This window comes from Emticicia sp. 17c, assembly GCF_037153985.1.
Lineage (GTDB): Bacteria > Bacteroidota > Bacteroidia > Cytophagales > Spirosomataceae > Emticicia.
On sequence record NZ_JBBAYI010000006.1, the window covers coordinates 1 to 24,867 of the forward strand.

A 24,867-nucleotide genomic window follows, 5' to 3' on the forward strand; every position below is an offset into this window, starting at 1 on the left:
TCATATCTGGGGTTCTATTGCTACTGCTTTACTTTTTTGGATGTTTTAACCCATTATTCACATTAAATAATAATCAGGAAGGAGCGTCTGATAAAACCACCATTATCCATCCTGTGAAAATCGAAGAAGCAACTATCTTTAAACTGGCTTCTGTAAAAAATGCTTGCGGAGAAGGTACTGTATCAGGAGAAGCTAAAATACAGGTAATTATATTGGCTAATGAGCCACAGGTTGGACACAATATTACTATAGCCCCTGTTCCGGCAGAAAACTATTGCGAAATCATCATTGATTTACCTATCTCTCAAGAAGTCTCATATCAGTTATTAGACATGAAAGGTCAGCAATTATCCGAAAAGAATCTTGGGAATGTAACTTACAAGAAACAATACCTGATTCTGAATCATCTGACAGCAGGAGAGTATCTGATTAGAGTACAGGTGGGGAAAGACGTTGTGACAAGGAAACTGATAAAGTACTAATAACATAAATTGAAAACTTAAAGAAAACAGATTAGATGCTTCAAAAAAGGCATTTAATCTGTTTCTTTGCATAAAAGAACCGTTGAATAGAATGCTAGAAATTTGTTGCTTTTCTTTAGAATCCTGCCTGACAGCCCAAAAGGCCGGAGCATATCGTGTCGAATTATGTGGGGGTATGTTTGAAGGCGGCACAAGCCCGTCGGCAGGTTTAATCAGATTGGCCCGCCAGCATTTAAGCATCAGGCTCTATGTCATGATTCGCCCGCGCGGAGGTGATTTCTGTTACTCTGATACCGAATTTGAGGTAATGAAAGCCGATATTGAAACAGCAAAAGAACTAGGGGCCGATGGCGTAGTATTCGGTATTCTGACCCCCGACGGGCGTGTTGATACCGCACGCACAAAAGAACTGGTCGAGCTGGCCAAACCGCTGAAAGTTACTTTCCATAGGGCTTTCGATGTAAGCGCCGAGCCACTCGAGGCACTGGAAGCCATTATAAGTACAGGTTGCGAAAGAATACTGACATCGGGCCAGAAAAACACAGCCATTGAAGGCATAACTTTGTTAAAAACCCTTGCCGAAAAAGCAGGCAACCGTATCGAAATCATGGCGGGGGCTGGGGTAAGTGCGCAAAATGCTGCACAATTACTGGGCGCGGGCGTTCATGCCCTGCACATGACGGGCAAAGGCATTGTTAACAGCCAGATGCAATACCGCAAGGCCGACGTAAGCATGGCAAGTGCTGCTCTAACCAACGAATTTGAGATTTACGAGGCCGACTTCGATAAATGCAAAGCCGTTATTGACATAATGGCCTCTACCAATGTGTAAAAAAACATTGGTACTGAGCAAAAAATAACCCGCATTTACAGGCTTTATTCATAAAAAAATCCCTTTCTCTATTACCTAAAGAAAGGGATTTTTTCAGATATATATGCTACAACAGCTTACTTCTTCGCGGCTAGTTCGGCTATTTTTTCATGAATCATTACCTGATTCGACATGATTTTCGAGAAGCCCCTTACATCATCGCCCGTCCAGGCATTATTCATCTCGCCGTAGCTACCAAATACTGGCGACATCATGTCATAATCTGACTTGATACCCAACAACTGGAAATGATATGGTGCTAACTGCACACGTACTTCGCCCGTGACGTTTTCTTGTGTACTTTCAAGGAAAGTCTCAATATTACGCATTAATGGTTCCAGAAACTGCCCTTCGTGCAACAACATTCCGTACCATTCGGCCAGATTCTGTTTCCAGTATTGTTGCCATTTGGTTAACACGTGTTTTTCAAGCAAATGGTGTGCTTTAATGATAATCAGCGGAGCAGCGGCTTCAAACCCTACACGCCCTTTGATACCAATAATAGTGTCTCCCACATGAATATCACGGCCAATACCATAAGGCGAAGCCAGTTCTGACAAACGACGGATAGCCTCTACCGGATTTTTGAACCGGCGGCCATTCACGCCTTTCAGTTCACCTTTTACAAACTGAAGCGTCACTTCGCTGCCTTTTTTCTTGGTTACCTGTGTCGGGAAAGCACTCTCAGGCAAGAAACCATCTGACGTGAGTGTTTCTCTACCCCCTACCGAGGTTCCCCATAAACCTTTATTGATAGAGTAAGCCGCTTTGTGCCACTCACGAACTACTCCTTTCGATTTCAGAAACTCGATTTCCGCCTCGCGCGACAAACGTAAATCACGAATCGGCGTAATAATCTGTGCATTTGGTAGCACTATTCTGAAAACCATATCAAAACGTACTTGGTCGTTTCCGGCACCTGTACTTCCGTGCGCCACGGCCTCTGCTCCGATTTGCTTGGCATAATCTGCCACAGCTACTGCCTGAAACATACGTTCAGCACTTACAGAAAGCGGATAAGTATTGTTTTTCAGGATATTGCCATATACCAGATACCGAATACATTTCTGGTAATATTCGCCTACCATACGCGCCGTATAATGGTTTTTTACACCCAGTTCGTAGGCTTTTGTTTCAATATCCTTCATTTCTTCTTCTGTGAAACCACCTGTATCTACCAATACAGAATGAACCTCATGACCCAACTCTTCGGTCAGGTATTTTACACAGAACGAGGTGTCTAATCCTCCACTATATGCTAAAACAACTTTCATATTAATATCAGCCGCTGAAGCGGAAATATAGGTTTTAATAAAATTTTGCAAAAATAGGACTTCTCTATTTAAATTCTCGTATATAATTTAAATATAATTGCACTTTAATATTGTTGTCGTTAAAATACCGTCTTATTGTATGTCCAGAACAGTCATTTTCTTTCTTTCAATAGGTTTATTCTTTGCCTGTGGCATGACCGAACCCGCAACTATCAGTTCTATCGATAACCCCGTCGGTAGTGGCCCTGACAGAACTTTTCTGGCTCTGGGCGATTCTTACACCATAGGCGAAAGCGTTCTGGAAAAAGACCGCTGGAGTATGTATCTGATTGATTTACTGAAAGATAAATACACCATTACCAAACACGATATTATTGCACGCACCGGCTGGACAACCGAAGAACTCATACAGGCCATTGCCGACAGTAAAAATAAAAACCAGTATGACATGGTTTCGTTATTGATTGGTGTAAATAACCAGTATCGGGGCCAAAGCATTGATAAATACCGGAAGGAGTTCAGAGAGTTGCTTAACATCAGTGCTGAATTTGCCCATAACGATTACCGAAAAGTATTTGTGTTGTCGATACCCGACTATGGCGTTACGCCTTTTGCGGCCTCGCGTGACAGAGAGAAAATAGCCCGCGAAATTGATGCCTTTAACGCCGTTGCCAAAGAAGAATGCCAGAAACTGGGTATTCCGTTCGTAAATATTACAACTATTACCCGCGATTATACCGGCGCAGAATATATTGCCAGCGACCAGCTTCATTTTTCGGGCAAAATGCACGAATTATGGGCCATACAAGCCCGCAGCACTGCCGAAATTATTTTAAGGCAATAGTTTTACCTCGGAACCGTAAAATACATGAAGGTGCCTATACAGGCAAAAACTATATTTGGCAACCAAACTGCCAGTATAGGCGGCATATTGCCCGACTCGGCAATGCCTTTCGACATAATGTAGAACAAGATGTAAAAGAAAGCCAGCACAAAGCCAACGGCAATCTGGAAACCCACGCCGCCCCGTGCTTTCCGCGCTGATACTATCAGCCCCATTAACGACAGGATAATAACGGCAAAAGGTGTAGCAAAACGCTGGTATAGCTCAATCTGAAATGATTCTATGCCTTCGGCACCGCGGCTCTGAATGAGGGCTATCTGCTCTCGAAGCTGCGGAATGGTGTATGATTCCTGTATCTGGTGCGCATTTTCAAAATCTTTCGGCGACAAGTTCACGGTTGTGTCTTTAGGGCTTGTTCCGTACACCATTTTATCTTTCATGACACCAAACGTACGGATTTTGTATTCATGAATACGCCATTTTTTGGTGCTGTCGTTCCATTCAATCCTCTTAGCCGATAGTTTCTCTATCAGTTTGTTATCCACAATTTTTTCAAGGGTAAAATCGTATCCGGTTTTTACCTGATTATTATAGCTCGACATATACGCATACGTATTCGGTGCTACTGCAATATGAAAATCACGGGTCGAGAAAAAGAATTTATCATTTACATAGAGGTTTTCAAAAGCTAGCCGTTCGGTATTGGCACGTGGCAGAATCCAGCCAACCATAATAAAAGAAAAAACGGCAACCACAGAAGCCCCCAAAAAATACGGAAACATTAAACGCGGAAAACTGATACCACTACTCAGAATTGCCACAATTTCGGTATGTGAGGCCATTTGCGCCGTAAAAAAAACCGTCGAGATAAATATCATCAACGGGCTTATGTAGTTTGCCCAATAAGGAGCCAAATTAGCATAGTATTGTAGTAAAACGGTACGTAAGGGAGCCTTATGCTGAAGAAAGTTATCGTTTTTTTCTACGAAGTCAATCACCATAATAACCAGCACAATAACCAGCACAGCAAAAACATAAGTAGTAAGAAACCGTTTGATTAAGTATTTATCGAGTATATTCATGTAAGAATCTTTATTAATTAGGTCGGTACCTACAAAAAACGAAGAAAAAAGTGCCTATCGTCTTACGCCAATAACTTTATTGATAATACCTGAAACGTTCAAAATTACAAAAGAGATAAACCGCTCGCACCGATTTAAAAAAAATTAACATTCTTTTATTTCACCAGCAGGTTTTTTGCTACTTCATTACTTACAAAAATCGTGTGTGTATCGTTCAGCACAATGGTAAAAGATTTATCAAACTCGCTTATTTCCTGAATTTTAATGGTACAGCCAAGCGTAATCTGGTTTTTATCGAGGTGTTGCAGAAAAGTGGGCGAATGTACCGACACCCCCATCATGACAACGGGCTGGTTCAGCGGAGTATCAGAGAGTTTCTGGTAACCCATTGTAGGCATTTTGCCTTTAGCGTCAGGAATTGGGTCACCGTGTGGGTCAAACTGCGGATTCCCCAGAAAATCATCCAGTTTTTCTGTAAGTTCCTTCGAGTCTATGTGTTCCAGTTGCTCTGCAATATCATGAATTTCATCCCAGCCGAAACCCAGCTTTTCAACCAGAAAAACCTCCCATAGCCTATGTTTACGAATCACACTCAGGGCAATGCGTTGCCCCTCTTTTGTTAAGGTAACCCCCTGATATTTGCGGTAATTAATATAGCTTTTCTCGGCTAGCTTACGTAGCATATCCGACACCGACGCAGCCTTTGTTTGCGTGTGTTCGGCTAGTTCGTTGGTGCTTACTTCGTTTCCCCCATTCAGTTCGGTAAGCATATATATTATTTTCAGATAATTTTCCTCTGTGAATGAAGTCATATTCCTTGTTGTCTGATGATAATACTGCCACAAAACTACGTTTTATCACGCATTTATCAAATTTTTAGACAAACCTAAAAATTTATTTTGATAAATGTATTTTTATTTTTAACATTGCATAAAATATAGATTAGCACAGTTGAAGACTATGGAAAATACATTACCCATGACATCGAAAAAAGGGTGGAAAGCGAGTTCAACAAACGTTTCATTACCAGAAGTACACGGCAGCATAGATATTCCTAAAAACGGAGGGTTCTGGAAAAAACTTGCTGCATTTATTGGCCCGGGCTTAATGGTAGCCGTTGGGTACATGGACCCCGGCAACTGGGCAACCGACATAGCCGGTGGTGCAAAATTCGGTTATACGCTGCTAAGCGTTATTCTGATTTCAAACCTTTTCGCTATGCTCTTGCAACACCTGTCTCTTAAATTAGGTATTGCCACAGGGCGAGATTTGGCTCAGGCCTGCCGCGATGCCTACTCAAGACCCGTATCTTTTGTATTATGGATTCTGGCCGAAATAGCCATTGCTGCCTGTGATTTAGCCGAAGTTATTGGTGCAGCAGTAGCCCTGAACCTGCTATTCGGCATTCCGCTTACTTATGGCATTGTAATAACCGCTATTGATGTAATTTTTATTTTGTTTCTGCAAAACCGCGGGTTTCGTGTTGTCGAAGTCATTGTGGGCGCACTTATTCTGATTATCCTGCTTTGTTTTGGCTACGAAATTCTGGTATCGAACCCCAACTGGCTTAGCGTTTCAAAAGGTTTGGTACCAAGCAGCCAGATAGTAGTTAACCCCGAAATGCTCTATATAGCCATTGGCATATTAGGAGCTACCGTAATGCCTCATAACCTTTACTTGCATTCAAGCATTGTACAAACACGCAAAATCGAGAATACCCCAGCCGCTAAAAAAAGTGCCATCAAGTTTGCCACTATCGACTCAACGGCTTCTTTGTTCATTGCCTTTTTTATTAATGCTGCCATTCTGATAATGGCCGCGGCCACTTTTCATTTCTCGAATAACCAGCACGTAGCCGACATCACCGATGCCTATCACCTGCTCGACCCTATTCTGGGCGTTAAGCTGGCAGGATTGTTTTTTGCGGTAGCCTTGCTGGCCGCCGGACAAAACTCTACGCTTACTGGCACACTGGCAGGGCAGATTGTGATGGAGGGCTTCCTGAATATCAAACTAAAACCCTGGTTACGCCGTTTGCTCACGCGTTTAATTGCCATTGTTCCGGCCCTGATAGTAGCTATTATTTATGGCGAACACGGCACATCTGAGCTACTGGTACTAAGCCAAGTTATTTTATCGTTGCAGTTAAGTTTTGCGGTAGTGCCTTTAGTAGCCTTTACCTCCGACAAACTAAAAATGGGCGAATTTGCAAACCCTACATGGGTAAAATATACCTCGTGGGTAGTAGCCGTCATTATCATAGGGCTAAATGCTTACCTGCTATTCGATACCATTTTCTAAAAATTTCATACACAGGCGCAGACACCCTCTGCGCTTTTTTTCTGCCTTCGTTTTTGTTCTTAAATCTTCTCTTTTTTGAATTAACTACACACGATAATTGTTAATTATCTGAGTTTTTTTTCGTATCTTGATACATAAAATAGTAAAACTATTCAATTGCCCGTTAATAAATAATTACCGGCTGTTTTGCTGTTGAATAATCGCATTTTAATTAGCTTAATCCATTTCTGAAAATGTCTGAAGAACTTTTTTCAACTGAAACCACCTACTTTGCTGATGTAATTTTGCCTGTACCCATTCCACGCATGTTTACTTATCGTGTACCCCGCCATTTTGTTGGAGAAATAAAAATCGGGGCGCGTGTAATTGTTCAGTTTGGCCGAAACCGCGTTGTAACGGCCGTTGTCGGAAAAATCCATACCAAACCACCTGAAAAATATCAGGCCAAATATATTCTTGAATTACTCGATACCGACCCACTCATTACACAGTCACAGTTATGGCTTTTCGACTGGATTGCCGACTACTACATGTGCTGTATCGGCGAGGTCATGAACGTAGCCGTTCCGTCGGGTCTGAAAGTAAGCAGCCAGTCGAGAATCCAGATAAACCCCGATTTCGACCACCCCGAGTTACTGGAAGAAAATGAAATTGAATTTATTGAAATTCTGAAAAAACATAGCTCTCTTACTTATGACGATGCCATTAAGTTTATTGGTGAAAAGAACATTAATCCCATGATTAAGTCGCTCATCAGCAAGCATGCCATCATCATGTATGAAGAAGTAAAAGAAAAATATAAACCCAAAATAGCCAAACGGGTGCGCCTCAAAAGGGCCTACGAAGGAAATGAGGAGATTGTAAACCTGATTGATGCCCTCACGAAATCGCCCAAGCAGCAGAACGTCATTCTCGAATACCTGAAACACATTTCTATTCATGAACTGACCGAGAAAAACAATCAGGGTATCGATAAATCGGTTTTCACACAGGGCGAAACCTCCGACTCTGCGCTGGCAACCTTACTCGAAAAGGGTATCCTCGAACAATTTGAGGTAATTGTTTCCCGCTTTGGCGACGAAGTCCCCGAAGAACCCGTAAAAATAACCCTTACCGACGCCCAACAAGCCGCAAGCGATGATATTATGCGGCAATTTGGCGAAAAAGACATTGTATTACTACACGGAATTACAGGTAGTGGAAAAACAGAAATCTATATCGATTTAATTCAGAAGGTATTAGAAGGGAGTTCACAAGTACTTTACCTCTTGCCCGAAATAGCCCTGACCACTCAGATTGTGGTACGTCTGAAACGTATCTTCGGCGACAAAATGGGGGTGTATCACTCAAAGTTCTCAGACAACGAACGCGTAGAAGTATGGCGCGGCATTGTGGAAGGTCGCTACCAGTTTGTTGTGGGCGTGCGGTCGGCTATATTTTTACCGATGGATAACCTCGGGCTGGTCATTATTGACGAAGAGCACGAAACCTCATACAAACAGTTTGACCCCGCCCCCCGCTACCATGCCCGCGATGTAGGTATCATGATGGGGCTGAAACAAGGCGCAAAAATCCTGCTGGGGTCGGCTACGCCCTCTATCGAAAGCTATTATCAGGCCGAAACAGGCCGCTATGGGTTGGTAACACTCAATCAGCGTTTTGGCGAGGCCCAATTACCCGACATCATGCTCGTAGACCTGAAAAACGAACGAAAAGCCAAAACCATGAAAAACGACTTTTCGAGCGTGCTTTATCAGCAAATAGAGAAAAACCTGCAAAACCACGAGCAAACCATCATTTTCCAGAACAGGCGCGGGTATTCGCCCTATATTAACTGTCAGGAGTGTAGCTGGGTGTCGGAGTGTGAGCAATGCGCCGTGAGCCTTACTTACCACCTGCAATCGAAAGAATTACGCTGCCATTATTGTGGGCATCACGAAGAAATACCGAAGGCTTGCCCCGTATGTGGTTCCGGCAAGTTACGAACCATTGGGTTTGGCACAGAAAAACTGGAAGACGACTTGAAAATCATGTTTCCGATTGCCAGAATCCAGCGCATGGACCTCGACACCACACGTACCAAAAACGCGTATCAGAATATTATCAGCGAGTTTGAACAGGGCGGAACAGACATTCTGGTAGGTACGCAAATGATTAGTAAAGGGCTTGATTTCGACCAAGTGAGCCTCGTAGGTATTTTTGATGCCGACCGCATGATTCACTTCCCCGATTTCAGGGCTACCGAACGCGCTTTCCAGATGCTTACACAGGTAAGTGGGCGAGCAGGGCGGCGTGCCAAAAAAGGGCTTGTGCTTATACAAACCAATAATCCGCAGCATAACTTGTTGCAAAAAATAGTTTCGAGCGATTACCTCGGCTTTTATAATGAAGAAATCCGCGAGCGGGAGGGCTATTTCTACCCACCTTTTACCCGATTGATTTCTATTACTTTTAAACACGAAGAAGAAGAAAAAGCCGAAAAAGCCGCACACTGGTTAGCCGAAAAACTATTGGAAAAACTCGGTAAAGCCCGCGTACTAGGTCCTGAAAAAGCATTGGTTGAGCGTATCCGCAATAAATTTTTATATGACGTACTAATAAAACTCGAAAAGGACAAACTGAACATAAAAGCCGCAAAAGTGTTTTTAAGAGAAAAAATTGACGAACTACAACAGCTCAAAGAACACCGCGACGTAGACGTGGTCATAGACGTAGATGCTATTTAGATTTTGTTTTCTCGGATATATTTTCTTTAAATTTGCCCTATTCAAACGCCTGTTAAACCATGTCTCAACCTATCAACCGTGTATTCGATTTACTAACCGAAGCCATTGCCAAACATAATAAGCCCGATGTTTTTGCCTCTAAAATAAAAGGCCAATGGGTAAAACTTTCGGCGCAGGATTTTGTCAATAGTGTCAATCAGTTCAGTTTAGGCTTATTAAAGTCAGGCGTTAGCGCAGGCGATAAAATTGCCATTATCTCAGAAAGCCGCCCCGAATGGAACATCGTCGACTTTGGTATTCAGCAAGTAGGTGCTATCAGTGTGCCTTTGTACCCCAATATCACGGTAGAAGATTACAGATACATATTTCAGGATGCTGGTATAAAACTGGTTTTTGTAGGTGACGAAACCCTACTGGCCCGTGCCAGAGAAGCCGCTCAGGAAAGCACGTCGGTAAAAGAAATTTACTGTTTCGATAAAATCACAGGCGAAAAACATTGGCAATCTATTACCGATACAGCTAATGCCGAAAATCTGGCAAAACTCGAAGCCCTAAAGAACGCCGTAAAAACAGACGACCTCCTAACGCTTATTTACACTTCGGGTACTACCGGAAAACCCAAAGGAGTAATGCTTTCGCATCAGAATATTATCAGCAATTTTGAGGCTTGCAAGAATTATTTCCCGATTGGCCCCGACTGCCGTGCTTTGAGTTTTCTGCCTCTGAACCACGTCTACGAACGCATGGTACTTTATTTATATATGCGGGTGGGTACATCTATCTACTACGCGCAAAATATGGGTACTATTGCCGAAGATTTAAAGGACGTTCAGCCAGAAATATTCACCACAGTGCCGCGCCTACTCGAAAAAGTATATGATAAAATAGTAGCCAAAGGTTATGAACTCGACGGCCTCAAACGCCGCATTTTCTTGTGGGCTCTCGACCTCGGCCTCAAATATGACCCTAACGTAAATCAGGGCTGGTGGTATAATACCCAGTTAGCTTGGGCAAAAAAACTGGTTTTCAGCAAATGGCAGGAAGCCCTCGGCGGCAATATCCGCCTGATTTGCTCCGGTGCAGCCGCTTTACAGCCACGGCTGGCACGGGTATTCTGGGCGGCGGGTATTCCGGTTTCGGAAGGCTATGGCATGACAGAGGCCTCGCCGGTAATTGCTACCAACCGAACCCAACCCCTCGACCTCAGAATTGGCACCGTAGGCCCTATCATTGACGGCGGAACAGTAAAAATTGCCGAAGATGGCGAAATCCTGTACAAAGGCCCTAACGTAATGCTTGGATATTATAACCTGCCCGACCTTACCAAAGAAGCCATCGACCAAGAAGGCTGGTTACATACGGGCGACATTGGCAAGCTCGAAGAAGGCCGATACCTCAAAATAACCGACCGTAAAAAGGAAATCTTTAAAACCTCGGGCGGTAAATACATTGCCCCGCAAGTACTTGAAAACAAAATAAAGGAATCGGTTTATGTTGAACAGATTATGGTTGTAGGCGAAGGGCAGAAATTCCCGGGGGCCTTAATTGTGCCAGAATTTACTGCCTTGCAGGAATGGTGCAAAACACATAACGTGCCATATACTTCCGATGCCGAAATGGTACAAAATCCGCAAGTACTTAAACTCCTGCACGACGAAGTGGTTCATTTTAATCATGAGTTTGCACCTTACGAACAGGTAAAGAAAATTGTGTTACTACCAAACCTCTGGACCATCGAAAGCGGAGAAATTACCCCAACACTCAAGCCTAAGCGAAAAGTGATTGTGAACAAATATAAAGAACAGATTGAAAGTATGTACGAATAAACTTTCCATAAACCTTTCTAACAGAGCCATTTCTTTCATATAAATAAAGAAATGGCTTTTTTATAAGGCCATTAGCCCATAAAACACACAATATTTTAGCATCATAACCCCGAAAAGAAGGCTTAATAAAACCGCTTCGTTATTTTGTCCCGATGGTTTTTCAAAATACAGAAAACTTTTCGTTAATGACTTTAGTAGGTAGGCTATATGGCACTACAATCTTGTATTCAAAATAATATATACCTGATTCACTATATTTGAAACCTGTCTACCCTTTTTCGTGTTATTGTGAAACATAAAGAAATCACGCCTACTTATGCCTTTGCAAACCTTAGAGTTAAAAGCCGTTGGGGCTTTTCCAAAATTGTTTTTAGATTACATCACAAAAAACGAAACACTCGCGCCTTTCTATAATCAATTTCCTGACCTTGAAGGATTCCGAAAAGCTATTCAGTCAAGAGCGTTTACGCAAGAAAAACGCCAGACATTAGTTACTGCGCTGGAAAAACAATATGCCAACATCGACTCAAAACCTGATTTTTCTGTTCTGCTTAATGAAAAAACCTTTACAGTTACTACGGGGCATCAGTTAAACATCTTTACTGGGCCGCTTTATGTTATTTATAAAATTGTTACTATTATTAATCTGGCTAAAAAGCTGAAAGCCGAGTTTCCCGACTACAACTTTGTACCGGTATACTGGATGGCCAGTGAAGACCACGACTTCGAGGAGATTTCGGTCTTTAACCTTTTTGGCAAAAACTATAAATGGGAAACTACCCAGAAAGGAGCCGTAGGACGCATGAATCCGGCCGAACTTCGGGCTATTTGTGACCAGATACCCGAGCAAGTAGAGTTTTTTCAGCAAGCATATCTGACTAACAACACCTTAGCCAATGCCGTACGATGTTACATGAACCATCTTTTTGAGAGTGAAGGCTTGATTTGTCTGGATGCCGACGACAAAACCCTTAAAGCTGTTTTCAACCACATCATCAAAGACGACCTCCTGCAACACACCGCCAGCAAAATAGTAACCAAAACTTCCAACAAATTACATACTTCGGGTTATCATACGCAAATTACCCCGCGCGAAATAAATTTCTTCTATCTGGAAGACGGCCTTCGCGAAAGAATTGTAAAAGAAGACAACACCTACAAAATATTACACACCGATATTACATTTTCAGAAAGTGAAATACTGCAACTAGCCGACACCCACCCTGAAAAATTTAGCCCGAATGTGGTTTTAAGACCTTTGTATCAGGAGGTTATTCTGCCTAATCTGGCTTATATCGGCGGGCCTTCAGAAGTACCCTACTGGCTGCAACTCAAAGGCATTTTCGACCATTACGGCGAGCAATTCCCGCTGTTAATGCCCCGAAACTTTGCCCTGATAGTAAACGAAGCCAGTCGCAAGAAAATCGACAAGCTAGGCATTACTACCGAAGAGCTTTTTGCCGATGAAGTAACCCTACGCAAAAGTTTTGTTGAAAAAAACTCACGAAAATCGTTAAGTCTGGCTTTTGAGATTGACGAAATCAACGATATATTCGAGCGTATCCTTAAAAAGGCCATCATCATTGAGCCAACCATGAAAGGCCCTGTGGAAGGTGTAAAAGCCAAAAGCATTAACGCACTTGAGCATCTCGAAAAACGTATCAAACGAGCCGAAGAGCGCAATCAGGAAGGCTCGGTAAATCAGCTACTGGCTTTGAAAGAAAAACTGTTTCCGGGCGGTGGCTTACAGGAGCGTAAAGAAAACTTCCTGAATTTTTACCTGACCGATAACCTTTTCATTAAAAAATTACTGGATACCCTGAACCCCCTCGATTACAGCTTTAATATTATAGAGATTTAAAAACCTTGCAAGCCCTCTTTAGCCAGAGGGCTTTTATTTTGTTCAACCAAACAAAAGCGGTTTAGCAGTTTTACACAATTTGGAGGTTTTCTGGCATTATAATCAAGCATTTTTGTGTTTTATGGCTGCATATCAACAAAAAATTTAAAAAATATTTGTTTTACTGAACACTGTTCATTTTATTTGCATTGTTAATTAAATAGTTTGTATTAGATGGGTGTAACTGAAAGAAAAGAACGAGAAAAAGCTGAGATGAAGCGACTCATCAAGGATGCCGCACGCAAACTCTTTATTGAACAAGGATTTGAAAAAACAAGCATTCGTAACATTGCCGATGAAATAGAATACAGCCCCGGCACTATTTATCTGTATTACAAAGATAAAAGCGAGCTGCTTTTCGACTTGCATCAGGAATCGTTTCAGAAACTGATAGAACAATTTCAGCGTGTATTAAATATCAAAGACCCTTTTGAAAGATTAACCGTTATGGGGCGGTATTATATGCAATATGGCTTTGAGAATCCTGAATTGTATGAACTGATGTTTTTGATGTCGTCTCCTATTGAGACCATCGAGTGCCGTGAGGAAATCTGGGAAGACGGCCGCGGGGCATTTAATATGCTCAGGCAAATTGTTCGTGAGTGTATTGATGCAGGCTATTTTAAGATAGACGACGTTGAAGGCACTTCGCTCATGATATGGTCGGCCGTACATGGTTTAGTAACCATACACCTCAAAAAACGCACAACCATGTTTGAAGAAGGCGAACGCATACCTCGTTTGCAACACGCCTACGAACGATTTGTAGAACTATTAAAAGGCAGTATCTGACAAAACCGCCACAACACTAACGCTGGCTTTATACATAAAACGAAAAAGCATGAATCCGATTATAGAATTTTTTAAGTCCCACATTGGCCAGTATGCAGCCGACATCAGCCCTTCAAGTCTAGGCCGATGGCTCAATGGCAAACTGGTATCAGTAGAAGAAGGCTCAGTAGTAGTTGAATTTGTAGTTCGGGAAGAAATGACAAACCCTGCCAAAATCCTTCACGGAGGCGCAGCAGCTTCAATGCTCGACGACGTAATGGGCATGACGGTCTATATGCTTGGGCGGGAAAGTTTCTATACCACCGTTAATCTGAATGTCGACTACCTGCTTCCGGCCAAACTGAACGATGTTTTACAGGTAAAATCTAAAATAATCAGAGCCGGCAAAACAGTTATCAACATTGAATGCCAGATACTCAATGCCGACCACAAAATAGTAGCCAAGTGTACTTCCAATATGGTTGTTACAGGCGTAAAAATTTAATTACAAGCCTTACCCGTCTTCCGAAAGACGGGTTTATTTGGGCCATTAACTTAACACTGTTCATAAATTGAAAAAGCGTCAGTGAGACATGAAAAACCTATTTCTACTCCTTATTATTTGTCCTTTGGTAACTTTTTCGCAGGTTTCGCCTGTGCTTGAATCCTATATTCAGGAAGGGCTAAAGCATAATTTGGCCTTGCAGCAGGAAAGCCTCGAAATTGAAAAGGCAAACGAGAATATTAAACTGGCAAAAGCCAATTTCTCGCCTAAAATTACCTTTGCTCCTACTTACACGCTTGCCGCTGGTGGCCGGCGTTTAGCATTCCCCGTAGGCGACTTGCTCAATCCGGTATACTCTACCCTTAACAAGCTAACCAACTCAAGCAATTTCCCGCAGGTTGAAAACGTAAATGAGTTATTAGCCCCTAACAATTTCCACGACACAAAGTTTACTTTTCAATACCCTATTTATAATACCGACATCCGTTATAACCTGCTTATTCAGCGCGATTTACTCAGCGCGCAAGAAGCCCGAAAACGTATCATCGAAAACGAAGTACGCTACAATATCACCATTGCTTACCTGCAATACTTGCAAACGCTCGAAGCTCAGAAAATCTTTACGGCATCACGTACAGTGCTGACCGACTTCGTGAAACTCAACGAAAAACTGGTAAGCAACAACGTAGCTACCAAAGATGTCATCTACTCGGCCGAATACGAAGTAAGCAAGCTCGACCAACAGGTGGCTGCTATGGATAAAAACCGTAATACAGCAAAAGCATATCTGAATTTCCTGATGAACCGCGACTTCAATACTGAAATTATTGTCGATACGCTAGGGCTTGGCACTAACTTTCTGGTAAACGTTGCTTCCCTACGCGAACAATCGGTTCAGAACCGTCAGGAAATAAGCCAACTAAAAGCCAACATTCAGGCCAGCCAGACAGCCATAAAGTTGCAGGAAATGAACTCACTCAGGCCACAGGTTTTTGTAGGCGGAAGCACCGGATTTCAGGGAATGGGCTATACTTTCAAGAATCAGGCTTATATTATTGGGCAAGTTGGGCTAACATGGGATGTTTTTCATGGCTACGAAAAAAAATCAAAAATACAGCAAGCTAAAATTCAGAAAAACCTACTTGAAACCAAGCTCGAAGAAGTACAGAAACAAATACAATTACAGGTATCACAGGCATATTTCGAGTTAGAAGCCGCGCAAAAAACCTTACCTACCGCCCAAGATGGTACCACCAAAGCAGAAAAATACTTCAAAGTGGTTGATAGCCGCTACCGTAACGGGCAGGCTATTCTGGTCGAATACCTTCGGGCGCAGAACGAGGTAATTACAGCACAATTGCAGGAGTCGCTGGCGAAATATGATATTCTTCTGAAAAAAGCCATGCTCGATAAAGTAGCTGCTATCAGATAATAATGCCACAACGTATTCTGGCGGATTTATTCGCCACTTTGCCTGATGTTAGTATAAATGCCTTTATTACTGCCTTAGAAATATGAAAAAAGTATTACTGATTCAGGGGCATCCTGATAACGAAAGTTTCAATTTTGCTTTGCATGAAGCCTATAAAAAAGGCTTGATGGCTTCAGGGGCTGAAATCGACGAAATTATTATCAGAGACCTCTCTTTTGACCCCAACTTGCAGTTCGGGTACAGAAAAAGAACAGAACTTGAACCGGACTTGGTAGAGGCCATCCGAAAAATTAAATGGGCCAACCACCTCGTTTTCTTTTATCCGGTCTGGTGGGGTTCGGTTCCGGCCTTACTGAAAGGCTTTATCGACAGGGTTTTTCTGCCGGGTTTTGTGTTCCAGAAACGCGAAAACTCGCTTTGGTGGGATAAACTGCTCGTAGGTAAAACAGGGCATCTCATTAGCACCCTCGACCAACCCGCTTGGTACTACTGGTTGCGGTATGGCCGCCCCACTTACCATGCCATGAAACAAATGACCTTAGAGTTTTGCGGGGTAAAGCCCGTCAGAACTACCACCATTGGCCCGTTAAGGCTTTCAAAAGACAGCTATCGTGAAAACTGGCTCAAAAAAGTAGAACAATTAGGATTTAATCAGAAATAAACAGATTTATATATGAAAACGAAATTATTTCCGCTCATTTACGCTTTTGTATTTCTTGTCTTGATGAGTTGTGGAAAAAAACAAGAAACCAAACAGGAAACCGAAGAAATCATCGCGGTTCAGGTACAACCCGTTTCTCAGAAATCATTAAGCGAACCCATCATTGCCAGTGGCGTATTATCGTCAAAATCTGAAATGAAACTGGCCTTCAAAACCGGAGGTATGATTAAAAAAGTGCATGTAACCGAAGGTCAATTTGTAAAAGAAGGACAATTATTAGCCGAACTCGATTTATCTGAAATTGATGCACAGGTAAAACAGGCGAAATTAGGCATGGAAAAGGCCGAAAGAGACTTGGAAAGAGTAAAGAAACTCTATGCCGATGAAGCCACCACCCTTACCAACGTACAAGATGCCACCACAGGTTACGATGTAGCCAAACAAAACGTACAGGTAGCAGAGTTCAATCAGAAATTATCCAGAATTTACGCACCAGCCAGCGGCAGAATCCTGAGAAAAATATCCGAACAAGGCGAATTAATTACCCCATTTGCACCTGTATTTATTCTTGGCACGGGCGAGTCGGCCTATATTGTTAATGTAGGCTTAACCGACCGAGACGTAGTAAAAGCTAAACTCGGCGATGTTGCCAGCGTTTATCTGGATGCCTACCCTAACGAGCCTTTTCAGGCCCGAATTACCCAAATAGCGCAGACGGTTAATCCGGCCACGGGTACTTTTGAGGTTGAGTTGCAGATTCAGCCCAATGGTAAAAAACTGATTTCCGGTTTTGTAGCCAAAGCCGAAATCTCGTCGGGCAAAGGCCCTGTTTCTTTGGTTATTCCTTTAGAAGCACTTATTGAGGCCGACAAAAACAAAGCCTTTGTATACACCCTCAACCCCGATGCCCAATCGGTTAGTAAACATCCCATTGGTATTGGTGCCATTTTTGGCAACGATGTGGCTATTACTTCCGGCCTTACAGAAGGCACGCAGGTAGTTACCAAAGGGGCTAATTTCCTGAGCGACAAAAGCAAAGTAAAAGTAATTAAAAACTAACTTTTACAGCTAACCATTATAAGTGCATTGTTTTTTGGCTTTGGTCAACCAAAGTCGATTAGTAGAAAAATGTGTCAATTGTAGATAAAAACCGCCGGAAGTTTTTTGGCCAGAGCGGTAAATCGTTACACTTAATTCATCATTAAAATGCGTCTTGCAGAATTTTCCGTTAAAAATTACCAGTTTACTATCATTATTTTCATAATGGTATTAGCCGTTGGTATCAACTCCTTGTTGAATATGCCTAAGGCCGAAGACCCCGACCTAAAGGCTACTTTCAACAATATTGTGGTGGTGTATCCGGGTACATCTCCGGCCGATATGGAAAAACTGATTCTTGACCCTATCGAAGACAGGCTCTCAGGTATCAGCGACATAAAAAAGTTTACCTCAACTGCCGACGAAGGCGTGGCCAGTATTGTAATTGAGTTCCAGCATAAGGTCGATACCGAAGAGAAATATAACGAGGTAGTAAGAGAAATAAATGCCATTCGTGGCTCTTTACCCTCAGACTTATACAGCATTGATATTCTTCGTTATACCCCCGAAGGCGTAAATATCATTCAATGCGCCCTCATGTCAGAAACAACACCTTACAAAGACCTTGAAAAAGAAGCCGAAACCCTTAAAGATAATTTGCTTAAAGTAAAGTCTATCAAAACGGCCGAAACGTGGGCTTTCCCGAAACAACAGGTACGTGTTTCTATCAATCTTGATAAAATGGCACAGTTTCGGATTCCGCTTAATCGGGTTTTAGGAGCAATACAGTCTGAAAATGCTAATATTCCGGCTGGTAATATCGAAATAGGTAGCCGGAAATTCAGCGTAAAAACATCGGGCAGTTACGAAAGCCTCGACGAAATCAAGAATACCGTAGTAAGTACATCCGGCACAGCCATTACGTACCTGCGAGACATAGCCGAAGTAAGCATGGACTATGAAGAAGAAGGATACATTGGCCGCCTGAACGGAAAACGGGCGGTTTTTGTCACGGCAACCATGAAAGCCGGCAGCAACATCTTTAACACAGGGGAGCAAATCCGCCCGATTATCGATAATTTCAAAAACAGCCTTCCGCCAAATATCAAGTTCGAGCAAAGTTTCGACCAAGTAAAGAGCGTTTCTACCCGTTTACTAGGGCTAGCCCGCGACTTCGGCATTGCTATTCTGTTGGTACTCATTACCCTTATTCCGCTAGGCTTCAGAGCTTCAATCATTGTCATGATTTCTATTCCTTTATCGCTGGCAATGGGGCTAACCATGCTCGATTTAGCAGGTTTCGGAATCAACCAGTTAAGTGTAGTAGGCTTGGTAATTGCTTTGGGTTTATTGGTCGACGACTCCATTGTGGTAGTCGAAAACATTGCCCGCTTCCTGCGTTCGGGTATGCCCCGCAAAGAAGCAGCCATTGAAGCTACCAAACAAATAGGGCTAGCCGTTTTGGGCTGTACAGCTACCCTGATTTTTGCCTTTTTACCACTTTGCTTCCTGCCCGAAGCAGCCGGAGACTTTATCCGTAGTTTACCTATGGCGGTAATTACCACCATTATTGCCTCGTTATTTGTTTCGCTTACCATTGTACCTTTTCTGGCAAGCCAGTTAATGCCCAGAGAAGAACACGGCGAAAACATCGTTTTAAAACTCATGAAACGCGGCATTGAAGGCTCGTACCGTAAGGTATTACATTGGGCGTTAAACCATCCCGTAATAAGCCTTGTTATTGCGTTTGCTATTTTTCTGGGCAGTCTGGCTCTGATTCCGGTTGTAGGAACCAGCGTTTTTCCTCGTTCTGAAAAACCACAGTTTCTGATTAACATCAATACGCCACTTGGCACTAACCTGAGCGAGACAGACAAAGCCACTATTTTTGTAGAAAAAGAATTAGGCAAACATGAAATAGTGAAGAACTATGTTTCAAACATAGGGAAATCGAACCCGCGTATTTATTATAACGTGCTGCCTGTGGGCGGAACCCAGTCTAACTTTGCACAGATTTTCGTGCAATTACAAGACGAGGTTGAAGTACCCGAAAGAGAAGAATTTATTGACGAACTCCGTAAGAAGTTTGATTTATATGCGGGAGCTAAAATAAGGGTAATTCAGTTTGAACAAGGCCCTCCGGTTGAAGCCCCTCTGGCCGTCAGGATATTCGGCGAAAACCTTGACTCGCTTCGCGCCATTTCGTTTCGGGTAGAAAAACTATTCAAAGAAACCCCCGGAACCATGTATGTCAACAACCCGCTGTCGGCGCAGAATGTTGACCTACGCGTAAACATCAACAAAGATAAAGCCGGAATGCTGGGCATACCAACAGTTGATATTGACCGCACCGTCAGAATGGGTATTGCGGGCGTAAACATGGGGACATTCAAGCAAAACGATGAAGACGAAATTGATATTAACATAAGCCTGCCGCGCCAGCAACACGCAGGCATGGATGCTTTCTCGAAGATGTTTATTGCCAATCAGATGGGTAACCTTATCCCATTGAAACAGGTAGCAAGCCTTAACTTTGAAACATCGCCCAACAGAATTAACCACTACGACCGCGACCGCTACACCATTGTATCGTCCTTTATACAAAGTGGCTACCTGACACCTAAAGTTACCAAAGAAGCAAGTGCCAAACTGGCTTCTCTTAAACTACCTAAAGGCTATGAAATTAAAATGGCGGGTGAAGTTGAGCGTTCGCAGGAAACTTTCGGTGGGTTAGGCACTATTATCCTGATTACGGTTTTTGGTATTATGGCCATTCTGATTCTTGAGTTCAAAACCTTCAAGAGTACCATCATTGTATTATCGGTTATTCCGCTGGGTATGATTGGGGCCATCCTGATACTACTTTTTACAGGTTATTCGCTATCGTTTACGGCCATTGTGGGCATTATCGCCTTGGCGGGCATAGAGGTCAAAAACTCCATTCTGCTGGTCGATTACACCAATTTCTTACGGAAAGAAAAAGGTTTAAGTATTAACGATGCCATTGAGGAAGCCGGCGAAACTCGTTTTATTCCGATTGTGCTTACAACCTTAACAGCCATCGGGGGCTTGGTACCTTTGGTGCTTGAGCATTCGCCGCTTTATTCGCCGTTGGCGTTGGTAATGATAGGCGGGCTTATTTCGTCGCTTATACTAACCCGTGTTGTAACGCCGGTTATGTACAAACTTCTGCCACCAAAAGTTTAAGCACGCGTATCGGGGTTCTGTTATTATTTGCCAGAACCCCGATATTTTTTTAAGCGTCTTTTTTGTCAGGTGCCATGTTTTATCTACCTTGCATTGTTGATACAGTACCTAAACAACGAACGTCAGAGACACCATGGCAGATTTGCTGAAAATAAACGAGTTCCGCGACAACGTCGTTAAATTGATAGAAGCAAAATTTGAATTAATAAAATTAGGCTTTCAGGAAAAAATCGAAGGCGTAGCCGTGCAGGCTATTTATACGCTTCTGTTATTTATTTTATCTATTACAGTTATTATCTTTCTGAGTATTCTTGTGGCTATCGGGCTTAATATCTGGCTCAAAAGTGCCTGGCTTGGCTTCTTTATCATCTTTCTGCTGTACCTTTCGTTGTTAGTTTTGTTTATTTTTGCCAAAGACAAAGTACAAAATAAAATTAAAGAACAGGTTCAGGAAATTGTTGATAAAAACCTGAACGATTAAATTAAACACTGCATTGTATTCTTCTACCCACTATGTAGAAAATTCTCAACACATTTTAAAAAACAAAAAAGTTATCCGCATCACAGATAACTTTTAAAACCTTCCTCTTTTTATCTGAGTCCCACTCGACTCGAAAATCTTTATCATGGCTAAAAAGCAGCTCGCTCTTTGACTAATATTTTTACTTAGATTTCAATAAGCATACACTTGTAACTTATCTTTCAATTCTTTTCTGGCAATGTGTATTCTGTTCTTCACTGTTCCAATAGGCACCTGCAATTTTTGCGCAATTTCATGATACTTAAAACCACTAAAATGCATCATAAATGGCTGTTTATAACTTTCATCTAAGGTTTCAACAGCATTATTGATATCCTCGAGAGCAAAAGTAGAGTATGCGTTGTTCTCAACACTACTATCTGTGCTATTAATAAAATGCAGGTTATCGGTAGTATCAATGAACGTATTTTTTCTGAGCAACCTCTGGTAATTGGTAATAAACGTATTCTTCATAATCGTGTAAAGCCATGCCTTAAGGTTGGTCCCGTCAGTATACTTATCACGATTCATAAATGCTTTTACAAGTGTGTCTTGTAACAAATCATTCGCGTCTTCAACGTCTTTAGTCAATCTGAAAGCAAATGGCTTTAGAGACTTTGATGTTTTTGAAATGGCAAAGTTAAATTCGAGAGTTGTCATGGTTTGTTTATCTTTTTGATTGTAACGTTAAACAAAATTATACAATAAACATTTATAAAACCAAGAATTTATCTAATTTTTTTGAAAAAAACCTTGAAAATTCTATTTATTGTACAAAACCAAGAAAATACCCTTGTTTAAGATTAAAAACAAAACATTAAACAAACATTTTTCTGGTCCTTTCAACACTCTGTAAAAAAACTGTTCCACTTTGCACTATATACGGGGTATAGCTTATTTTGGTTGTGAAAAATCAAAAAAAATATTTTTTTCTTTTGTTTAAGCATAGAATAAACCCTGAAATTTGCTGAATCTTTTAAACAAAAAAGATTTACTTTACATCTTTATATCAACCTTCATAGAACTAGTATGTTAAAACTCGGATTTGTAAGTGCTATCTTGGCAGACTTCGGCTTTGAGCACGTGGTAGATTTTGCTTCCAATAATGGCTTCTCTTGTTTAGAGATGATGTGCTGGCCTAAAGATAATAGCGACGCACGCCGATACGCCGGCGTAACACATATTGATGTAGATAAACTCGACGACAAGCACGTTAAATACATCAAGGATTTTATCAAGGAAAAAGGCATTACTATTTCGGGCTTAGGCTACTACCCTAATCCGCTCGACCCTGACCCGAAAAAATCGGAATTTTATATTGAGCATATCAAGAAAGTTATCAGAGCCTGCCACAAACTGGGTATTCCTGTTATGAATACATTCATTGGCCGCGACCCACAGAAAAACATTCAGGATAACCTCGAGATATTTAAAAAACTCTGGAAGCCCATCATTGACACAGCCGAGCAGGAAGGCATTAAAATAGGCATTGAAAACTGCCCTATGTTCTTCACAAACGACGAATGGCCCGGCGGTAAAAATCTGGCTATTTCTCCGGCCGTCTGGGACCGAATGTTTGAAGCCTTCCCTACGCCGCTCTTTGGGCTTAACTATGACCCATCTCACATGATTTTCCAGATGATGGACGAGATAAAGCCAATATACCAATACAAAAACCGCCTGCATCATATTCATATCAAAGATGTAAAAGTATACCGCGACAGGCTCGACAGAGTAGGAATTCTGGCAAACCCGCTTGAGTATCATTCACCAAAGCTACCCGGTTTAGGCGATGTAAACTGGCGGGGATTCTTTACGGCCTTAACCGATGTGCGCTACAAAGGCCCCGTAGTAATTGAAGTAGAAGACAAAGCCTATGAAGGAAGCCTCGACGATGTTACGTCGGCTATTCTGACAGCCCGTAATTATGTAAAGCAGTTCCTGCCATAGCCTACACCTAATATCTTTACTAATAGCGAGGCCAAAACCTCGCTATTTTTATTATTCTGTCCTGAAAACCACTACGGCAAAATGGTTTCAGATATTTATTTGAAAAATATCTTATTATTTCTCAAAAAATTCTCATTTTTGGACAAAATCTATTCACAAATCAAACGCTTATCATTTTTAACCCTAAACCGTTATGGCTTCTATTTCAGGCAACAATCAAAATTTCACCTCCGGTTCTTCCAATAAAAAATACCTCATTCCTTTTATTCTTATTTCCAGTCTTTTTTTCTTGTGGGGTTTTGCCATCAGTATGCTCGATGTACTCAACAAGCATTTTCAGGAAACCCTCAACCTTAAAATATCAGAATCTACGTGGGTGCAGGTTGTTACTTATGGAGCCTATTTTTTTATGGCCTTACCGGCTGGTTTGTTCATGAAACGCTGGGGCTACAAAAAAGGTATTCTGGCAGGGCTTCTGCTGTATTCGGGCGGAGCATTTCTGGTGTATCCGGCCACAGAGGCACAATCGTGGACATTCTTTCTGGTAGCCTTGTTTATTCTGGCTTGTGGGCTGGCTTTTCTTGAAACAGCCGCCAACCCTTACGCCACCGTATTAGGCCCTCAGGAGTCGTCAGAGCAACGCCTTAATCTGGCACAATCGTTCAATGGGGTAGGCGTAATTATCGGGCCATTAGTAGGCAGTATGCTGGTATTTAGTAATCATGAGCAAAGCGTTGAAGCCGGATTCAAGTCCGTACAATTACCTTATATGCTCGTAGGTGGTGTAGTGTTATTGGTTGCACTATTATTTTTACTAACCCCCATGCCCGAAATTCATGAGTCAGGCATTACAGAGTCAAAAATTCAGAAATCAGCCAAAAAATTATTCAGCAATGCGCACTTTGTTTTTGGGGTTGTTGCCCAGTTGCTCAATGTAGGCGCGCAAGCCTGCGTATGGGGTTTATTTATAAACTTTGTAATGGAGGCCATTAGTGTATCAAAACAAGATGCCGCCAACCTGCTTTCAGTAGGAATGGTTATTTTCATGATTGGGCGTTTTGCGGGCACATTCTTCATGCGCTACATTAAACCTAATGTTCTATTAGGCATTTACTCATTAGCCATTGTGCTTATTTTATTATTTGCCTCACAAGCCGCAGGCAAACTTTCTGTGTATGCTTTGCTAGCCTTTTTCTTCTTCCAGAGTATTACCTTCCCTACTATATTTTCATTAGGGGTAAAAGATTTAGGCACCAATACCAAAATTGGTTCATCATACATCATTATGGGTATTGTAGGAGGCGCGATTTTCCCGCCTGTAATGGGCTGGATTGCCGATACCACCAATATGGCCACTTCGTTGCTTTTGCCGGTAGCCATGTTTGCCTATATTGCTTGGTATGGTTTCTCAGGTTCTAGAGTAGCTAAATAAGAAGCCCACATCAGCCCATATTAAGTTATATGGGCTGGTTTACTC

Annotated in this window: 20 protein-coding genes; 16 read left to right on the top strand and 4 right to left on the bottom strand. The window is 42.1% G+C overall.

Translation table 11 applies throughout. The annotated features are described in order from the left end of the window. Positions 1 to 482, top strand: a 482-nt coding sequence (locus WAA15_RS12860; RefSeq protein WP_337043174.1) for a T9SS type A sorting domain-containing protein, incomplete at its 5' end; no start/stop codon positions are given. Between the two features lie 91 nt (positions 483 to 573). Beyond that, on the top strand, positions 574 to 1,314 hold the full coding sequence (locus WAA15_RS12865) for a copper homeostasis protein CutC (protein ID WP_337043175.1): 741 nt from the start codon (positions 574 to 576) through the stop codon (positions 1,312 to 1,314). Positions 1,315 to 1,430: 116 nt separating this feature from the next. On the opposite strand, the gene WAA15_RS12870 is transcribed toward WAA15_RS12865, so the two are convergent. Continuing rightward, positions 1,431 to 2,627, bottom strand: a complete 1,197-nt coding sequence (locus WAA15_RS12870; protein WP_337043176.1) for an argininosuccinate synthase — start codon at positions 2,625 to 2,627, stop codon at positions 1,431 to 1,433. A 139-nt stretch (positions 2,628 to 2,766) separates the two neighbouring features. Between WAA15_RS12870 and WAA15_RS12875 the strand changes: the two genes are divergently transcribed. After that, positions 2,767 to 3,471, top strand: a complete 705-nt coding sequence (locus tag WAA15_RS12875; protein ID WP_337043177.1) for an SGNH/GDSL hydrolase family protein — start codon at positions 2,767 to 2,769, stop codon at positions 3,469 to 3,471. 2 nt (positions 3,472 to 3,473) lie between these two features. Here the strand turns inward: WAA15_RS12875 and WAA15_RS12880 are convergent, their stop codons facing one another. Continuing rightward, entirely contained in the window at positions 3,474 to 4,553 is a 1,080-nt protein-coding gene (locus tag WAA15_RS12880; RefSeq protein WP_337043178.1) for an LptF/LptG family permease, read from the bottom strand. A gap of 155 nt (positions 4,554 to 4,708) precedes the next feature. Further along, on the bottom strand, positions 4,709 to 5,365 hold the full coding sequence (locus WAA15_RS12885) for a metal-dependent transcriptional regulator (protein WP_337043180.1): 657 nt from the start codon (positions 5,363 to 5,365) through the stop codon (positions 4,709 to 4,711). Between the two features lie 148 nt (positions 5,366 to 5,513). On the opposite strand from WAA15_RS12885, the gene WAA15_RS12890 reads away from it, so the two are divergent. From WAA15_RS12890 to WAA15_RS12940, 11 genes are all read left to right on the top strand, one after another. Beyond that, positions 5,514 to 6,854 (top strand): Nramp family divalent metal transporter, encoded by a 1,341-nt coding sequence (locus tag WAA15_RS12890; RefSeq protein WP_337043181.1) that lies wholly within the window; start codon positions 5,514 to 5,516, stop codon positions 6,852 to 6,854. Between the two features lie 233 nt (positions 6,855 to 7,087). Then, a complete protein-coding gene (gene priA / locus WAA15_RS12895) occupies positions 7,088 to 9,580 on the top strand; it encodes a replication restart helicase PriA (protein WP_337043182.1) in 2,493 nt (830 codons plus the stop codon). Between the two features lie 59 nt (positions 9,581 to 9,639). Continuing rightward, positions 9,640 to 11,406 carry an AMP-dependent synthetase/ligase gene (locus WAA15_RS12900; RefSeq protein WP_337043183.1) on the top strand — a complete coding sequence of 589 codons (1,767 nt, stop codon included), beginning with the start codon at positions 9,640 to 9,642 and terminating at the stop codon, positions 11,404 to 11,406. 316 nt (positions 11,407 to 11,722) lie between these two features. Beyond that, positions 11,723 to 13,267, top strand: a complete 1,545-nt coding sequence (gene bshC, locus WAA15_RS12905) for a bacillithiol biosynthesis cysteine-adding enzyme BshC (RefSeq protein ID WP_337043184.1) — start codon at positions 11,723 to 11,725, stop codon at positions 13,265 to 13,267. Between the two features lie 252 nt (positions 13,268 to 13,519). Then, positions 13,520 to 14,098, top strand: coding sequence for a TetR/AcrR family transcriptional regulator (locus tag WAA15_RS12910; RefSeq protein ID WP_337043185.1), 579 nt, complete (start codon positions 13,520 to 13,522; stop codon positions 14,096 to 14,098). A 49-nt stretch (positions 14,099 to 14,147) separates the two neighbouring features. Continuing rightward, positions 14,148 to 14,582, top strand: coding sequence for a PaaI family thioesterase (locus WAA15_RS12915; protein ID WP_337043186.1), 435 nt, complete (start codon positions 14,148 to 14,150; stop codon positions 14,580 to 14,582). A gap of 88 nt (positions 14,583 to 14,670) precedes the next feature. Then, positions 14,671 to 16,014 (top strand): TolC family protein, encoded by a 1,344-nt coding sequence (locus WAA15_RS12920; RefSeq protein WP_337043187.1) that lies wholly within the window; start codon positions 14,671 to 14,673, stop codon positions 16,012 to 16,014. An 82-nt stretch (positions 16,015 to 16,096) separates the two neighbouring features. Next, positions 16,097 to 16,675: an NAD(P)H-dependent oxidoreductase gene (locus WAA15_RS12925; RefSeq protein WP_337043189.1), complete on the top strand. Its 579-nt coding sequence runs from the start codon at positions 16,097 to 16,099 to the stop codon at positions 16,673 to 16,675. Between the two features lie 12 nt (positions 16,676 to 16,687). Continuing rightward, positions 16,688 to 17,734, top strand: a complete 1,047-nt coding sequence (locus tag WAA15_RS12930; protein ID WP_337043190.1) for an efflux RND transporter periplasmic adaptor subunit — start codon at positions 16,688 to 16,690, stop codon at positions 17,732 to 17,734. 147 nt (positions 17,735 to 17,881) lie between these two features. Then, positions 17,882 to 20,920, top strand: a complete 3,039-nt coding sequence (locus WAA15_RS12935) for an efflux RND transporter permease subunit (RefSeq protein WP_337043191.1) — start codon at positions 17,882 to 17,884, stop codon at positions 20,918 to 20,920. 133 nt (positions 20,921 to 21,053) lie between these two features. Then, positions 21,054 to 21,401 carry a phage holin family protein gene (locus tag WAA15_RS12940; RefSeq protein WP_337043192.1) on the top strand — a complete coding sequence of 116 codons (348 nt, stop codon included), beginning with the start codon at positions 21,054 to 21,056 and terminating at the stop codon, positions 21,399 to 21,401. Between the two features lie 192 nt (positions 21,402 to 21,593). Here WAA15_RS12940 and WAA15_RS12945 read toward each other — a convergent pair whose 3' ends face one another. Next, positions 21,594 to 22,100: an RNA polymerase sigma factor gene (locus tag WAA15_RS12945; protein WP_337043193.1), complete on the bottom strand. Its 507-nt coding sequence runs from the start codon at positions 22,098 to 22,100 to the stop codon at positions 21,594 to 21,596. Between the two features lie 369 nt (positions 22,101 to 22,469). Here WAA15_RS12945 and WAA15_RS12950 point away from each other — a divergent pair, with 369 nt between their 5' ends. Further along, complete coding sequence (locus WAA15_RS12950; RefSeq protein WP_337043194.1) at positions 22,470 to 23,390, top strand: sugar phosphate isomerase/epimerase family protein; 921 nt, start codon at positions 22,470 to 22,472, stop codon at positions 23,388 to 23,390. Positions 23,391 to 23,583: 193 nt separating this feature from the next. Further along, complete coding sequence (gene fucP / locus WAA15_RS12955; RefSeq protein WP_337043195.1) at positions 23,584 to 24,822, top strand: L-fucose:H+ symporter permease; 1,239 nt, start codon at positions 23,584 to 23,586, stop codon at positions 24,820 to 24,822. Positions 24,823 to 24,867 lie beyond the last annotated feature (45 nt).